Annotated in this window: 15 protein-coding genes; 10 read left to right on the forward strand and 5 right to left on the reverse strand. The window is 30.6% G+C overall.

All coding sequences use genetic code 11. The features are described from left to right. Positions 1–36: 36 nt before the first annotated feature. Positions 37–447, reverse strand: a complete 411-nt coding sequence (locus OA93_RS00275; RefSeq protein ID WP_039111087.1) for a helix-turn-helix transcriptional regulator — start codon at positions 445–447, stop codon at positions 37–39. Between the two features lie 208 nt (positions 448–655). On the opposite strand from OA93_RS00275, the gene OA93_RS00280 reads away from it, so the two are divergent. Beyond that, positions 656–979 carry a hypothetical protein gene (locus tag OA93_RS00280; protein WP_039111088.1) on the forward strand — a complete coding sequence of 108 codons (324 nt, stop codon included), beginning with the start codon at positions 656–658 and terminating at the stop codon, positions 977–979. A 359-nt stretch (positions 980–1338) separates the two neighbouring features. Here the strand turns inward: OA93_RS00280 and OA93_RS00285 are convergent, their stop codons facing one another. The 4 genes from OA93_RS00285 to OA93_RS00300 all read right to left on the reverse strand — a co-directional run bounded on the left by OA93_RS00285 (position 1339) and on the right by OA93_RS00300 (position 8039). Next, complete coding sequence (locus tag OA93_RS00285) at positions 1339–2724, reverse strand: hypothetical protein (protein ID WP_039111089.1); 1386 nt, start codon at positions 2722–2724, stop codon at positions 1339–1341. 59 nt (positions 2725–2783) lie between these two features. After that, entirely contained in the window at positions 2784–3824 is a 1041-nt protein-coding gene (locus tag OA93_RS00290) for a hypothetical protein (protein WP_039111090.1), read from the reverse strand. 25 nt (positions 3825–3849) lie between these two features. After that, positions 3850–4449, reverse strand: coding sequence for a hypothetical protein (locus OA93_RS00295; protein WP_039111091.1), 600 nt, complete (start codon positions 4447–4449; stop codon positions 3850–3852). Positions 4450–4610: 161 nt separating this feature from the next. After that, a complete protein-coding gene (locus OA93_RS00300) occupies positions 4611–8039 on the reverse strand; it encodes a methylmalonyl-CoA mutase family protein (RefSeq protein WP_039111092.1) in 3429 nt (1142 codons plus the stop codon). 237 nt (positions 8040–8276) lie between these two features. On the opposite strand from OA93_RS00300, the gene OA93_RS00305 reads away from it, so the two are divergent. From OA93_RS00305 to purU, 9 genes are all read left to right on the forward strand, one after another. Next, positions 8277–8891: a WG repeat-containing protein gene (locus tag OA93_RS00305; RefSeq protein ID WP_082001741.1), complete on the forward strand. Its 615-nt coding sequence runs from the start codon at positions 8277–8279 to the stop codon at positions 8889–8891. A gap of 812 nt (positions 8892–9703) precedes the next feature. Next, complete coding sequence (locus tag OA93_RS00310) at positions 9704–10060, forward strand: hypothetical protein (RefSeq protein ID WP_039111093.1); 357 nt, start codon at positions 9704–9706, stop codon at positions 10058–10060. Between the two features lie 303 nt (positions 10061–10363). After that, on the forward strand, positions 10364–10624 hold the full coding sequence (locus tag OA93_RS00315) for a hypothetical protein (RefSeq protein WP_131474435.1): 261 nt from the start codon (positions 10364–10366) through the stop codon (positions 10622–10624). A 16-nt stretch (positions 10625–10640) separates the two neighbouring features. Further along, a complete protein-coding gene (locus OA93_RS00320) occupies positions 10641–11207 on the forward strand; it encodes a PTS ascorbate transporter subunit IIA (protein WP_039111095.1) in 567 nt (188 codons plus the stop codon). Between the two features lie 250 nt (positions 11208–11457). Beyond that, positions 11458–12105: a hypothetical protein gene (locus tag OA93_RS00325; RefSeq protein ID WP_131474436.1), complete on the forward strand. Its 648-nt coding sequence runs from the start codon at positions 11458–11460 to the stop codon at positions 12103–12105. A gap of 93 nt (positions 12106–12198) precedes the next feature. Next, positions 12199–12555 carry a hypothetical protein gene (locus OA93_RS00330; RefSeq protein ID WP_039111097.1) on the forward strand — a complete coding sequence of 119 codons (357 nt, stop codon included), beginning with the start codon at positions 12199–12201 and terminating at the stop codon, positions 12553–12555. Positions 12556–12578: 23 nt separating this feature from the next. Then, complete coding sequence (locus tag OA93_RS00335; protein WP_039111098.1) at positions 12579–13451, forward strand: hypothetical protein; 873 nt, start codon at positions 12579–12581, stop codon at positions 13449–13451. Positions 13452–13955: 504 nt separating this feature from the next. Continuing rightward, the gene (locus OA93_RS00340; protein WP_039111099.1) at positions 13956–14675 is read left to right on the forward strand and encodes a DUF4197 domain-containing protein; all 720 of its coding nucleotides are present in this window, start codon (positions 13956–13958) and stop codon (positions 14673–14675) included. 132 nt (positions 14676–14807) lie between these two features. Further along, complete coding sequence (purU, locus tag OA93_RS00345; RefSeq protein ID WP_039111100.1) at positions 14808–15662, forward strand: formyltetrahydrofolate deformylase; 855 nt, start codon at positions 14808–14810, stop codon at positions 15660–15662. The last annotated feature ends 198 nt before the right edge of the window (positions 15663–15860 follow it).

Consider the following 15860-nt stretch of genomic DNA (forward strand, 5'->3'; position numbering starts at 1 on the left):
AGCTGTTTTTTAATTAGTAAATCTTTATAGAGAATATTATTTTCCTGCCAGTAATTTTTCTAGATATTCGATTTTATCTTTTTCAGCTTGAAGCAAACGCTCGTAAAGATTCTTGTTTTCTTCTACAGTTTCCATTAACTTATCTAACGGATTGAAAGTGCAATTATTTCCAAAATTTACATTACTGTTTTTTGTATCAGTAAAACTATTGAAATAATTAATCGCAGCTTCGTCCGAAAAATTCTTAATTGCTTCAACCGTTACACCAAGTGCTTTTGCTACTTCAATAAGTTTTTCTTCATCTATAGTTTCGCTATTCTCTAAAGCAGATATAGCCTGTTGGTTTGTTCCTAAAGCCTGTGCCAAAGCTTCTTGTTTCATATCTCGAAGTTCACGAATACGGCTTATTTTTCGCCCTATATGATTTGGTTTTGTTAGTGTGCTCATAATTCAAAGATAATAATTAAGTATAATAACTGGCAATAAGTAAAAAACATATTTAGTAATGTACAATACGGCTAAAAATGATTTGGTACGGTACAATCTATCACTTTCTTCGCCGAGCTAAACAAAAGTACAATTTTTCTTATAATAAATTTATAAAAGTCAAATTGTAAAACGATTAACAATATACAACTAATAAAAATATATTATCATGGAAACCAATGAAACTAAAACTTTAGAAAATCTAAAAAGATTAACCGCCTTACATTTCCGTACCCTAAAACCTGCCAATGATAAATCGAAAACTTATATCGCTCAAATTAAGTTTGTAAATTATTTTGAACTAGGTTGTGTTATTACCGAAATCCTAAAATTATGTATTGTGGCATTAGATCATGATGCACATAAAACCTCAACCACAATAAAACATTCACCTATTAATGTAGGGCTAATTTTAGAAATAGTGTTAGAAATGTTTCCTATGGATGAATTTGAGTTTTTAAGTGATGTTGCGGAGATGGTTGGTGGGAAATGAATATAATGTTTTACCTTTTCGTTTATGTGAACAAAGAGGTTACGCTGAAAATAACCACAATATTGTCTTTTCGACGAAGGAGAAATCTTCACAAGTAACTCCGTAACGAAAGTCAATCTTTGTCGAGCTTCTCGCGAAGATTTCTCTGTTCCAAAATTATTTTTTTGATTCTCTTTTGCGGATTATTGGAATGGGTACAAAGTCGGGAGACTTTGTACAGCAATTAATGGCTAGTGAATAATATGTTTGACTGATTTACTTTTTGAATTATCAAAATTTTCTCTTTTTTATGTTTTAATCTTTTCAATATTCTTATTTTGATTGGTCAAAAATCTTTTAAAATATTTCTTGATTTTTAATTATTCCTCGATACAAAATTGAAAAGTTCCATTATTAAGTATTAATTTATATGTAATGTTATTTTGCTTCCATATTCTTCCATTCCATTTCCCATTAATAAATTCTTCTTCTTTTACTCTTCCTATTTTTTCAATATCAGTACCAAAAAGCTCTGTAATATCATCAACTAATTTAATTACTTGTTTAGCATATGTAATATAATTATAAGACTTATTTTGACTTAACAAAAGACTTATATAACTATTATCATTTGGTATATATACGAGAATTTTATTGAAAAAATCAAATAAATAATATGGTAAATAGTATGTCCTTAATTTACCACCTTCTTCTTCACTCTGATAAAATTGCTGATTTTTTAACACATCATATGCTATAGGTAAATTTAGACGAACATCTTCGATATTTAAATATCTATTATAATAATCAACGAATTCATCAGGTTTAAGTACAATAGTATTTATTGAAAGTTTTTCATATACCTTTTTTGTCTTATTATATGATTTCTTATCATTTAAAATATAAAAACTACAAGTAGATGCAAATGATGCGTGAAATGCATCTTCTGTGGTATTCTTAAAAGTTTCTTTGCGCCCCTTCTTTACATTAACATTATCCTCTTGGTATCCAAACATATCTAATAAAATATATTCATTAGAAACCTTGTTAAACCATTCAGGAGCATTTTTAGAATTATCAATATATCCGTCAATTGCAAAACCTTTGTTTTTTTGCTCTTTTTCTATTAATTTATATGGTTCTTCTAAATTGAAAATCTTATCTCTATTAATACCGAATCCATCTTGGACAATTTCTCGTAAATGCTTATAATCATCGTTTTCATTAAGAGCAATATTCATTTTACTAAAGCTTTGAAAAAAACCTTCCATTGTTGGATTCTCTTTTAACCCAGGAAACAATTTATCCATTTGTTCGGCAGTTTCTGGGTTTTCAAGCGCTTGAATAAATTCCTCTCCTAACGAAATAGATTTTAAAGAATTAATATACATTTCTCCTATCTCCTTTGTTGATTCATCTTGAGAGAACATTTCACTTAAACCATCGAGGCTTATATCTTTAAAGGTGTCTTTTAATTCAACTCGTTGGCTGAATAAATCAAAAGGTGGTGTAAAATCTAAAATTATTTCTTTTCCATTGTTGGAGATACAATGGTCTTTAGTTAATTTGCTTAAATACTCTAAATCTAATTGTATTAATTCCTTTTGTTTTTCAGTTTCGTTAAAACTTGAAAAAATATCTCCAATGTGTGAAGTTGAATATGGTATTAGAAATTTTGGATTGTCAAATATTATATCATTCAATTCAGTATGATTACCGTTTTTCATTTGTGATATTACATTCCAATCAAGATAAACTTTAATCATAGTTTTATTTAAACTTTAGTTGAATAAATTTTTATACCCAGAATATATTAGTGCTTTTATTAAATTTCACTACCACCTGTTATCGAATGAAATATAAATTTTTTGTTCATAATCCCATCAAATTCACCTTTTTCATTCACCCATATTTGCTTGACATTCTCAAAAATTGTTGTATCAAGTTTTATTTTTGCATTTGGATTATGGTAAATAGTTAAACTTTCTGCCCAATTTTCAGTCACTTCGCCTTTCTTAACTTGATAAGTAAAATCTTTGGCTTTCGTATTTGGTTTAGAATCATCATATTCATATCCAGAACGAATAATTATTAAATTTCTATTAGACAGATTATGTTCAAATCCCATTCTATTAAATTTGTGTAGGTCACAGTTATTTGAAAAAATTACTGCGCTAACATTCTCTGTATCTGGTTGCGAAAAAAAATTAGAAGGAATAATTTTCCCTTCATGAATATGCTCCTCTACTACTACATTTTTGGCATTTAATAATAACCCATCTATCTCATCAGAAGTTATTTTTACACCGTACAAATATTCCATAATTTTAGCGTCAGGAATGAATTTTGATATGTAATTATGTGATGGAGTTACAGCAAATACCAATGGCTTGTCTTTAACCCAATCTAGTTCCCAATATCTTTTATTCAGTTTTGAATATAACACACTACCCATTCTTATTGAATAATAATCTATCAACTCCTTTTGAATTTTTAAATCCTTCTTTTCAACTGCTTCTCTAATAAATTCTCGTGAGTATCTCTCTACTTCCTTTTCCGAAGATAAACTTGCCTCAATAAAAAAATCATATCCATTTTTTTGTACATGAAAATCAGGTCTATTCACATCATCAATTTGTTCAAAATTATTTTCATGTAGAAATATAAATAAATATATTTCCCACAACCTTGCATCAAATCCAGTACTTTGAAAATCTTTTATGAAATTTCCATCTTTATCCTCAAAAAGATTGCAAATATTTTCAATAATGTTTTTTGCAGGCTCAAAGAAACCAGTTTCTGTTAATAATTTAAATCTTTCATGAAGTTTTTCTTCTGAAACTAACAAATCATAAATGTTTTTCATTTTTAAAATTTTATTAGAATTGTTTTTATTTTACACCAATTAATTCACGAAATTCAGTTGCTAATTCTAATCTTAAATTTTTAATTTCATTTTTTGTTCTTTTTTCAGCAATTTTCCATAAATCTAAAGAACTTTTGTTTCCAGGAAAAACCACGTTATTATCTTCAGATTCATATCTTGCTTGATTTTTGGCTTGTAACATTTGTTCAATTACTTCACTGTAATTATCTAAAGCTAAAGAAAGTTTATCACATAGATTCTCTGGAAAATATATTCGACTTCTTTCTAATCTTTCACAAGTATCCGTATATTTTTTAATTGCATCTTCATCTCTCTTTTTGTCAATTGTCCATCCAGATCCCTGAAATATTGTAGTCAAATGTTCTAGTTTTGTTTCTAATTCATAAAAATCTTGATAAATTATCTCTATAATTTTTGCTCTTTCTTCATGTAGTTTTGAAAACTTAATTTGATGTTCATTTTTTGATATTTCAAGTTGATTTTTATAGTTTTCTAATAAAAGCTCAGAGCTCTTTGAAAGAATAAACTTTCCTAAATAAATAATTACAGCTCCAATTGTACAGCCTCCAATAGCAAGAGCAAATATTTCTTTTAATAATTCCATAAGCTATTTTTTATAATACTAAGATATTTTTTCTATCAACGAATATATAGAAAGATTTCTCTACAAAATTGAGAAATCCCGTAAAGCAGTAAAATTAATTTCACATAACAAAAAAACCTCTCATTTCTGAGAGGTTTTTGAATTATTTAAAGATGAGAATATTACATATTTCTTCTATACTGTCCTCCTACCTCAAACAATGCTGAAGTAATTTGACCAAGCGAACATACTTTGGTAGCTTCCATTAAATGAGCGAATAAGTTTTCGTTTTTAATAGCTGCTTCTTGCAAAGTATTAAGATGGTCTTTTACCGATTCTTTATGATACTCATGTAAGTTGTTCAACATATCTATCTGATATTGTTTTTCTTCTTCCGTTGCACGAATAACCTCTGCAGGGATAACTGTTGGAGATCCTTTTGAACTCAGGAAAGTATTTACACCCACAATTGGGAAATCTCCGTTATGTTTTAAGGTTTCGTAATACAAACTCTCTTCCTGAATTTTAGAACGTTGGTACATCGTTTCCATTGCACCAAGAACTCCGCCACGTTCTGTAATACGGTCGAACTCTTGTAAAACAGCCGCTTCTACCAAGTCGGTTAATTCTTCGATTATAAACGATCCTTGTATTGGGTTTTCGTTTTTGGCTAAACCTAGTTCTTTATTAATAATCAATTGTATTGCCATAGCACGACGAACAGATTCTTCGGTAGGCGTTGTAATTGCTTCATCATACGCATTGGTATGCAATGAATTACAGTTATCATAAATAGCATATAATGCTTGCAATGTAGTACGAATGTCATTAAAATCAATCTCTTGTGCGTGTAATGAACGTCCTGAAGTCTGAATATGATATTTAAGCATTTGTGCTCTTTCGTTAGCACCATATTTAATCTTCATGGCTTTTGCCCAAATTTTACGTGCTACACGACCAATAACTGCGTATTCTGGATCTACTCCATTCGAGAAAAAGAACGATAAGTTTGGTCCGAAATCGTTGATATTCATTCCGCGGCTCAAATAGTATTCTACATAAGTAAAACCATTAGAAAGCGTAAATGCCAATTGCGTAATTGGGTTTGCCCCTGCCTCGGCAATATGATATCCTGAAATAGAAACCGAATAAAAATTACGTACGTTTTGCGTAATAAAATATTCCTGAACATCTCCCATTAATCGTAAAGCAAACTCGGTAGAGAAAATACAAGTGTTTTGCGCCTGATCTTCTTTAAGAATATCAGCTTGAACTGTTCCACGTACTTGCGAAAGTGTTTTGGCTTTTATATCATTATAAATATCAATAGGTAAAACCTCATCACCTGTAACTCCCAGAAGCATTAATCCTAAACCATTATTTCCCGCTGGCAAATCGCCTTGGTATTTAGGTCTTGTAACTCCTTTTTGTTTATATAGTTTAATGATTTTTTGTTCTACCTCTTTTTCTAAATCATTGGCTTTAATGTAATACTCACATTGCTGATCTATTGCTGCATTCATAAAGAAACCTAACAACATTGGTGCTGGTCCGTTAATAGTCATACTCACAGATGTTAAAGCATGAACTAAATCAAAACCTGAATATAGTTTTTTGGCATCATCCAGACAACAAATAGAAACTCCAGCATTTCCGATTTTACCATAAATATCTGGTCTTACATCGGGATCATTACCATATAATGTTACACTATCAAAAGCTGTCGAAAGACGTTTTGCAGGCAATCCTGCACTCACATAATGAAAACGTTTATTGGTTCTTTCTGGTCCACCTTCTCCAGCAAACATACGAGATGGATCTTCGCCCTCACGTTTAAAAGGATATAATCCTGATGCAAACGGAAATTCTCCAGGAACGTTTTCTTGCAAACACCAACGCAAGATATCTCCCCAGGCTTCATATTTAGGCAAAGCTATTTTTGGGATTTGTTGGTGCGATAAACTTTCGGTATGTGTTGCTATTTTTATTTCCTTATCACGAACTTTAAAGCTGTAAACAGGATTTTTGTATTTATTTACTTTTTCATCCCAAGTTAGGATCATCTCCCAATTATAAGGATCTAAATCCATTTTTACCTTATCAAATTGATTTAGTAAAAGATTCAGGAAAACACGATTTTCATCAGCTTCATTTATAAAAGTACTATCATCTATTCCTGCTTTGGTAATCACAGGAACTTTCCCCGTAACACTTTCGATAGTTTTAAAAATACCGTATAGCTTTTGTGCCACTTGTTGTTGCGACAAAGCTGTATCATCATACTTACGATTGTTCTCGGCAATTTCAGATAAATATCTCGTTCTGTGAGGTGGAATTACAAAAATTTTCTCGCTCATTTCACGAGTAATTTCGAAAGTCGATTTTAAATCTGATTCCGTTTTTTCGACAATTTTGTCCATGATAGATTTATACAACGTATTCATCCCTGGATCATTAAACTGCGAAGCAATTGTTCCAAAAACAGGCATATCATCAGGATTTTTATCCCAAAGATTATGATTGCGTTGGTATTGTTTTTTCACATCACGTATGGCGTCTAGTGCACCACGTTTATCGAATTTGTTTAATGCTACTAAATCGGCAAAATCAAGCATGTCGATTTTTTCTAATTGTGTTGCAGCTCCAAATTCTGGTGTCATTACATATAAGGAAACATCTGAATGATCCATAATCTCTGTATCTGACTGACCAATTCCTGAAGTTTCTAAAATGATAATGTCATATTTAGCCGCTTTAAGAACCTGAATCGCTTCGGCAACATATTTAGATAAAGCTAGATTTGATTGACGAGTTGCCAACGAACGCATATAAACTCTGGAGTTATTAATAGCATTCATTCGGATTCTGTCTCCTAAAAGTGCTCCACCAGTTTTACGTTTTGATGGATCTACAGATACGATTCCGATAGTTTTTGTTGGAAAATCGATTAAAAAACGACGTACCAATTCGTCTACCAATGATGATTTTCCTGCTCCACCTGTTCCTGTAATTCCCAGAACTGGAATTTTAGAAGTTGCATTGTTTTGATGTATTTTATCAAAAACAGGTTTTGCAATTTCAGGGAAATTCTCGGCTGCAGAAATCAAACGTGCAATTGCTGTTGGATTTTTATCTTCTATATGATTTATTTCATCAGTAAGTTTATCTCCAATAGGATAATCAGAACGTTCTACCAAATCATTAATCATTCCTTGTAATCCCAAAGAACGCCCATCATCTGGAGAATAAATTCTTGTGATTCCGTATTCGTGTAATTCGGCAATCTCGCTTGGCAAGATTACACCACCACCACCACCAAAAATCTTGATATGTCCAGCTCCTTTTTCATGAAGCAAGTCATACATATATTTAAAATATTCGTTGTGACCACCTTGATAAGAAGTTAACGCAATAGAATTTGCATCTTCCTGAATAGCTGTATTTACAACTTCTTCGACACTACGGTCGTGACCTAAATGAATTACCTCAACTCCAGTGGATTGAATAATACGACGCATTATATTAATTGCCGCATCATGTCCATCAAAAAGTGATGCTGCGGTAACAATTCTTACTTTATTTTTAGGAATATAAGGTATTTGTGGTTCCATTTTGAGAATATGATAATTTTAGGAGAGCAATTTACAAAAAAATTTAATGATTCTTGAATCTAGTTTTAAACCTTATCAAAAAAAATACTCTTTTTAAAGCAGGCTCAAGTTATATACGGAAAAAAAAACTTATTCTGTTCATTTTTTCTTACTCAAAAGCATTAAAACATACGTTTTTTCTTATATATTTGATTTTACTTAAACCTAAATAGACATTTATCCAATTATATAGAGTGTATGAAAAAAATAATAGTATTTATTACAGCAATTAGTATCGGACTTCTTTCTGTCAGATGCATGAAAAACCGAACTACGCAAACTGATGATTCCTTATTAAAGTATGATAAAATAGAGGCTTATCAAGGGGGATTTTCTGCTGTAAAACTAAATGGCAAATGGGGTTTTATAAACGCAACTGCCAATGAAATTACACCTATAAAATATGACAACATAGCTGCTTTTCACGAAGGCATGGCTTATGTTGAACTAAATAATAAAAGTGGTTTTATTGATGCGACAGGAAAAGAAGTTATTCCGTTAATATATGACCCAGCCGATTTTTCTTCAAGTTTTTTCTCTGAGGGCTTAGCATTAGTATCCAAAAATGAAAAATATGGATATGTAAACAAAAATGGCAAAATTATAATTCCGATTATCTATAAACTGGCAAATGCTTTTGAAGATGGCTTAGCCAGAGTTGTACTCAATGGTAAATGGGGAATGATAAATAAAAACGGAGAAACAATCGTTCCTTTTGAATACGATGATATGGCAAGTTTTTTTTCAAAAGATAAAATCATGGTTATGATAAATAACAAATGGTTCGTTATCGACAAACCTAAAGTAAAGTAAAGAATATATTCAACTCCTAATCATCATAAACACCTTATTATTAAATAACTATTCTACTTATCATATCCATAAACATTTTAAGAATAGAGATATTTTATTAAAACATAAAAGATCAAGTACATTATAATCGAATACTATTATATTCTTTTCAGATTAAATTATTTTACGAAATCACATACTTATAATAGTATTCTTACTTATCAATTCTCTATTGCCAAAAACAGCAAAAAACTACCCTAACTTGCTAATTTTAAAACTTCTAGTGGCGTAAAACAGCTTTCTTTAAACAGACCTTTGCACTTTGATTTAAGAGTTATATATGACTTTTCTTGAATCGCAAAAAATACTGAATTAGAAGTAGTTATATTTTAAACAATAAATAAATGCGAATTTTTATGTGATTAAAATTTCTTAGTCACAATACTTTTAAAACAGAATCAAATTTTTATTTAATTATTAAAATACCATTTGATGCAAAGTAAACAAAAAAGCGTCCAAATTTTAGGCTTCACATCCCTAAGTACTCTTCTTATACTGATAATCATTTTTATTATTGCTCCAGCAAAAATTGAGGATTTCTGCAAATTTTCTATCGTTGTAATTACTCCTCTCACGCTTTTAGCAGCACTTATATTATCAACAATAGCAGTTTACTATAATAAAAGACACATCTTCGGATGGATTTCATTACTATTTATCATCGCAGTTTTTTCGATTACAACTTATTTAATATTAGGGTCAAAGATTCTTTCGCTTTAAGGATTGCCCTGTCAATTTTCTTTTCTGAAATATAACTTATAAAAAATCTAAAAATGAAAACGAATAACACTGAAGGACTTACTCTTTTTGAAATAAAACAACTAATACAACAAGGAGGGAAATTTGTTGCATTTCCTTACACCGTTTCCGCCCTTTTTTTATCTTATAAAAAAGAGTCACCTATTTATTTTGTTCGCCCTAACGAGAATACGCTCAAGTACTCTTTTAATTATTTTATGCTAAATTTAATTTTCGGTTGGTGGGGACTTCCTTTAGGACCAATTCATACAATTAGCTCGTTGTATTATCATATAATTGGAGGTAAAGATTGTACCCAAATGATACTAAATGACCTAGAGCAAAACAATCCTGTTTATGCTCCTGATCTTCATTATTTGCAATTTGCATAAAAGTCAAAACAAATAATTCTGTACACAGAACTCATAAAATTAAACTTTAAGAATTTTCCCACAAGCTGGCTTCCAGTCTCTACAATCATTTTTCACTTCAATATTACCTTAACCTAGTAGTTTTAAAACTTATAATAGTATTAATCACCATTAATTAAGAGAACCTTTGTTGTTTCGACAAAATTATTATTTAATAAGTCAAAAACATTCAGACAAAGATTGTTTTGTTCATTTTTAATTACAAAACATTACTTAATCATCATGTTATTGACACTGTTAACAAAGCCTAATAGGCAATGCAAAATGAAAAGCTGGCAACTATTAATTCTTAGCATTTTTTTTACTAATTGTAAAGACAATCATCAAGATTTAAAGGATAACACTAATAGTTCAATCATTGAAGATGAAAAAACTGACTCATTTAAAATTATTCCAGACTCAACTACCGTTTTAAAAAAAGATGCTCAATACCTAGAGTTAGAATTTATTCTTTGGGGCTATACCAGGACAAATCATATACCATCTGACAGAAAAATAAAAATTTCTCGCTATACCCAATTGTAATTATAAAAAAAATACCATGAGAAAATTTGATTTAGAATCATTTTACAAACACAAAAAAAACGGCGCTACTTATTGCCGATATATAACTACAGATAGTAATGGTAATGCCTTGGAAATTTATCTCTTGGAACATACAGATTCTTACCAACAAACAGTGACATACTTAAATACACCTATAAAAAAAAGGCATTTGTATGATAAGAAAACTTTAAATGTAACAAAAGAAATAGAAAGCTTTTATGATTGTATTATTGGTTTCCGGAGAGAATTTAATGAAAAAGGAGAACTTATAAAGGAGATAAATAACGACAAACCTTTTAAATTTAGTTGGCAAGATTTGGTAAAGAAAATGAAACAGGAATATGATATAGATCTTATGAATGAAAATGATCAAATCAAGACTAATAATTATGTTTCGTCTGTATCTAGAAACTCACAAGTAATGAAGTATTTTATTATTATTCCATGCGAATTTACTCCTCATGGTGTAAGCGAGGAAAGATTTGAGATTGATGCAACAACAGGAAAAACTATTATCCATATTAAAAACAGAGCAAAATCTTACCCAAAAACAACTCTTTAATTAATCATATTAATAAGCTTTTTTGTTCTATTTCCTAAATAAACATCATCAATAAAACCTAAAAACATTACCCTAAAATACTCGTTTTTAAACTTATAATAGCCTGAAATAACTTTAATAAAAATGATATTCGCATATAACTAAACTGAAACTATTTCTCAATAAGTGCATTTAATTGTAATTATTTTGGTTACAAACATTCTTATTGAGAATACTTCTTATCACTATTAATTCCAAAATTATTAATGCTATGAAAATTACCACGATCAAGTTATTTCTTTTATGTATTGTAATGGCTACTACCGCATGTTCATCTAGTGATGATAATGAAGACCGTCCTGTACTACCAGAACAAATCTTGTACGATTACTATATAAATAGTACCATGCAAAAATCGATTGACCAATTAGGGATTATCATACACAAAGGCACTACTCCACCTCTGGTAGAAGGTGTTTACACCATTGACCCGTTTTATTGTGCTAAATCCAACTTTGCAGATCTTGCATCAGGAACTACATTCGGTACATCGACTCTTACGCTCTCTAACCAAAATACGGCTAAATTAAGTATCGATTTTAAAAATTTTCTAATTTATTCCTATGATAGCAATAATGAAATATGGGAAGGAAAAGGCACTTTTATATCTGGCGAAGGCAATAAATTCACTATCTTATTTCATAGTAATGGCGAGCTAGATAAAGGGGCTTATATTGCAAAATATCAAAATCTGATTATCTTATCCGGTGAACTTGATGTTCAGGACAATAAAATTAAGGGCATCAAAAATCTACAAATGGCATCAATCATGTCCGATGATTACAAAGACCCATACAATACTTTAATATCTATAGGCGAAGGACGCCTTTTTACCGATAATTACGCAGATATAAAATAAACACAATAATCAAAATCGATAAAGTCATACAATGGGTTTTATCGATTTTGATATTTATAATTCACATAGATTAATTTAAAACCAATAGAGAATATGAAAACGACGGAAGAAATGAGCGAACATTTTTTGGATATGTTATATGAGGATGTAGTTTTATTGGGCACTAATTTATACAAAGAGATATACGAAAAAACTACTGTAACCGATGACCTAATCCCCTATTACAAATCGGCTTTAAATTTATTTAATAGCTTGTCTAAAGAAAACCAAAAGGTGTTTTTTGAAATTATACAAAATACGATTACAGAAACTGTTGTAGATGTCTTAGGAATCTTAGACGGAAATGTAAATCCGGATAAAAAACTGGAACCACAATTACTTTTGAATGATGAGAATACAGACGGAATCTTGCAAGAACTTTTTGTTTTAAACTACATGGAAGAAGCTTAGTTGCTAAAATTTAATAACTACAAATGAAAAATACTTTTTTAATATATAAAGACGGGATTGATGATTATAAAATAGACATGAATCCTAATGAAGTGGAGAAAATATTAAAACAAAAAAACGAATTCAAACAGTATGAAAAATATACAAATGGATCTCGTTTTACATTAAGCTCAACAAAAGAATTTGGTTATTATTTTTACTTTAAAAATGATAAATTAAAAACTATAATTTTAAACGATGCTACTAGTATCGAAATAGACAAAACCAAATATACGATAGGTAATGAGGACGAAAAAAACCTCTTTTTATCAAAACACAACCCATATATTGTAAATCGAGATTTAATATTCACCGATTTAAACATGATGATTAGTGGCCTGTTGTCTCCTTATGAAATAATTCAGATTGCCGTTTATTCCGAAAACAAAAAGAAGAAAGAAGAAAAAGAAATTGTTTCGGGCAGAACTTATAATAATATTTATGGTCCTGGTAAAAAACTAGCGCTTAATTCTGTTTTAAAACCTGGAGTAAGTTTAGATTTTTTGAAATTTGGCATGACAAAAAAAGAAATAAAGGAATTGATAGGAAAATTGCCTTTACAAGAAGAAAAAAAATATCAGGTCTGGGAAGATTTTAAATTAACTTTTGGCAAAAAGAATAAATTAAAAAAAATCAAACTCAACTCGGCCACAACAATAGATATTTACGTTGAAGAAACTAAAATTTATTCGAGTAAAGATAAAAAGCTTATCTACCCAAATGATTTTACTGAAGTGAAAAGTCCGTATACAAAAAAAGGAATATTCAAGAACAGAAAAGCATTTTATAATAAAGATCTAAGAGTATTATTTGAACCTAATGATGTATTTATTTATCCAATTGAGATACATAGATGAGGATTTAAAAAAAAGGTTCAGAGGTTCAAAGGCTCAAAGGGACAAAGGTTTTTAGGAAGGTACTGAGGTTCTTTAAAAAAAGGTACTGAGTTACAAAGATTCAAAGGTTCAAAGAATTAAAACTTTGCTCCCGACGCTTCGGGATTGCGTATCCCGATAGCAATCGGGACTGCGCACTTTGCGATAAAATCTTTTGCAGTTCTATTTACATACAAAACAATCGTTACCACTTTTTCTATTTTCTTGCCTCTATCATCTTGTTTCTATTATCTTGCTTCTATCATCTTGCTTCTATTCTCTCACATCTAAAATTCTCTCCTAATACAAACTATTTTTCCTAATCTAGCCCCGATGGAAACGGCATCCCGCGCTCTTTTTGGCGCGGATATAGTGTACAGCGGGAACATTGTTACTAATAAAACAAAATGTTTCTGCTCCTAAAATAAAATTGTGGCTTTGTTTTTGAATAAGTAGTATTTTTGAAACTTATAAAACTAATATTTAATGAAAAAGATTTTACTCCTTGCGTTGACATTTTCTCTAACTGCTTGTGCACAAATAAAAATACCGAAAAATTTAAATGAATTATCTTCGCAAATACAAACTTTGGGCGGAGGTGCTGATATTGCATCGGGCTTAAAAGAAGCTTTGGATAAAGGAATATCTAAACAAGTAACAAAATTAACAGCTACCGATGGGTTTTATAAAAATGAAGCGGTTAAAATTCTTATGCCTGCCGAATTGCAAAAAGTAGATGCTACTTTAAGAAAAATTGGTCTTTCGTCGCTAGCGGATGAAGGTATCAAAGTATTAAACCGTGCTGCTGAAGATGCTGTAAAAGAAGCTACGCCTATATTTGTTTCGGCTGTAAAAAACATGTCTTTTAACGATGCTAAATCTATTTTGTTAGGCAATGAGAATGCTGCAACAACTTATTTACAATCTAGCACTACTACTGCTTTATACAGCAAATTTAATCCTGTTATTAAAAACTCTTTTAGTAAAGTTGGTGCCGATGTAATCTGGTCGAACATTATCTCTAAATACAATAGTATTCCGCTTGTCAAGAAAGTAAATCCTGACTTAACAGATTACACTACTAACCAAGCTCTTGCTGGAGTTTTTAAAATGATTGCTGTAGAAGAAAAAGGCATTAGAACTGATATAAGCGAAAGAACTACGCCTTTATTAAAAAGTGTTTTTGCTTTGCAGGATAAGAAGTAATTTTACGTTTAACCGTTTAATCGTTTTTTGTTTAATTGAAAAAACTGAATATAATATATGCAGCTAACCGATTAAAAAAAACGATTAAGCAATTAAACAAATAAACAGCTAACCGATTAACCAAAAAATAAAATGCAAAAAATAACTTTTCTTATTCACTGCAAAGACCAAAAAGGTATTATTGCGGCTGTAACCAATTTTATCCTAAAAGTTGAAGGAAACATTACTTACATTGATCAACATGTGGATGTGGAGCAAAATGTATTCTTTATGCGATTGGAATGCGAACTTACTAATCGTAATATTGGTATTGAAGATATAAAAACCGACTTTAGTACTACTATCGCAACCGATTTCCAGATGTCGTGGCAATTATATAATCAGGAACAAAAACCTAAAATGGCATTGTTTGTTTCTAAATATGACCATTGCTTATTTGATATTTTAGGGCGTTATAGTGCTGATGAACTGGGTGTAGAAATTCCGGTAATTATAAGCAATCATAATGATTTAAGATCGATTGCCGAACGTTTTGATATTCCGTTTCATTGTGTTCCTTTTACAAAAGACACTAAGGAAGAAGGCGAAAAACAACAAATTGCATTATTAAAAAAATACGATATAAATTTTATTGTTCTGGCGCGCTACATGCAAATTATCACACCTAGTCTGATTGCGCTTTACGAAAACAAAATCATTAATATACATCATTCATTCTTACCCGCGTTTCCTGGAGCAAAACCATATCATTCGGCTTTTAAAAGAGGGGTGAAAATTATCGGGGCGACAAGTCATTATGTAACTGAGGAACTAGATGAAGGTCCGATTATCGAGCAGGATATTGCACGTGTATCGCACATACATTCAGTAGATGATTTTATTATGAAAGGGCGTGACCTGGAACGCATTGTTCTGGCAAGAGCTATAAAATTACACGCTGAGCGTAAAACGATGGTTTATAGTAATAAAACTGTTGTATTTTCTTAATTGGTTTAATTAGATTTTAACCACAAAGGATTTTACCGCAAAGTGCGCGAAGATTTACGCAATCCCGAAGTGTCGGGAGCAAAGTTTTAATTCTTTGAACCTTTGTAACTTAGTCCCGAAGCTTCGGGATAGTCCCTTTTTAAAAACCTTTGCAACTTAGAACCTCATACCTTTAAAACGAAAAACCCGCCAGATTTT

The sequence above is a fragment of the Flavobacterium sp. KMS genome, from assembly GCF_000813005.1.
Classification (GTDB): Bacteria; Bacteroidota; Bacteroidia; order Flavobacteriales; family Flavobacteriaceae; genus Flavobacterium.

Excerpts from the sequence above, each read along its gene's own strand:
- OA93_RS00280 (WP_039111088.1), top strand. The coding sequence starts at position 656 with ATGGAAACCAATGAAACTAAAACTTTAGAAAATCTAAAAAGATTAACC.
- OA93_RS00300 (WP_039111092.1), bottom strand. The coding sequence starts at position 8,039 with ATGGAACCACAAATACCTTATATTCCTAAAAATAAAGTAAGAATTGTT.
- OA93_RS00325 (WP_131474436.1), top strand. The coding sequence starts at position 11,458 with ATGAAAATTACCACGATCAAGTTATTTCTTTTATGTATTGTAATGGCT.
- OA93_RS00290 (WP_039111090.1), bottom strand. The coding sequence starts at position 3,824 with ATGAAAAACATTTATGATTTGTTAGTTTCAGAAGAAAAACTTCATGAA.
- OA93_RS00305 (WP_082001741.1), top strand. The coding sequence starts at position 8,277 with ATGAAAAAAATAATAGTATTTATTACAGCAATTAGTATCGGACTTCTT.
- OA93_RS00335 (WP_039111098.1), top strand. The coding sequence starts at position 12,579 with ATGAAAAATACTTTTTTAATATATAAAGACGGGATTGATGATTATAAA.
- OA93_RS00285 (WP_039111089.1), bottom strand. The coding sequence starts at position 2,724 with ATGATTAAAGTTTATCTTGATTGGAATGTAATATCACAAATGAAAAAC.
- OA93_RS00275 (WP_039111087.1), bottom strand. The coding sequence starts at position 447 with ATGAGCACACTAACAAAACCAAATCATATAGGGCGAAAAATAAGCCGT.
- purU (WP_039111100.1), top strand. The coding sequence starts at position 14,808 with ATGCAAAAAATAACTTTTCTTATTCACTGCAAAGACCAAAAAGGTATT.
- OA93_RS00315 (WP_131474435.1), top strand. The coding sequence starts at position 10,364 with ATGAAAAGCTGGCAACTATTAATTCTTAGCATTTTTTTTACTAATTGT.
- OA93_RS00320 (WP_039111095.1), top strand. The coding sequence starts at position 10,641 with ATGAGAAAATTTGATTTAGAATCATTTTACAAACACAAAAAAAACGGC.
- OA93_RS00330 (WP_039111097.1), top strand. The coding sequence starts at position 12,199 with ATGAAAACGACGGAAGAAATGAGCGAACATTTTTTGGATATGTTATAT.
- OA93_RS00310 (WP_039111093.1), top strand. The coding sequence starts at position 9,704 with ATGAAAACGAATAACACTGAAGGACTTACTCTTTTTGAAATAAAACAA.
- OA93_RS00295 (WP_039111091.1), bottom strand. The coding sequence starts at position 4,449 with ATGGAATTATTAAAAGAAATATTTGCTCTTGCTATTGGAGGCTGTACA.
- OA93_RS00340 (WP_039111099.1), top strand. The coding sequence starts at position 13,956 with ATGAAAAAGATTTTACTCCTTGCGTTGACATTTTCTCTAACTGCTTGT.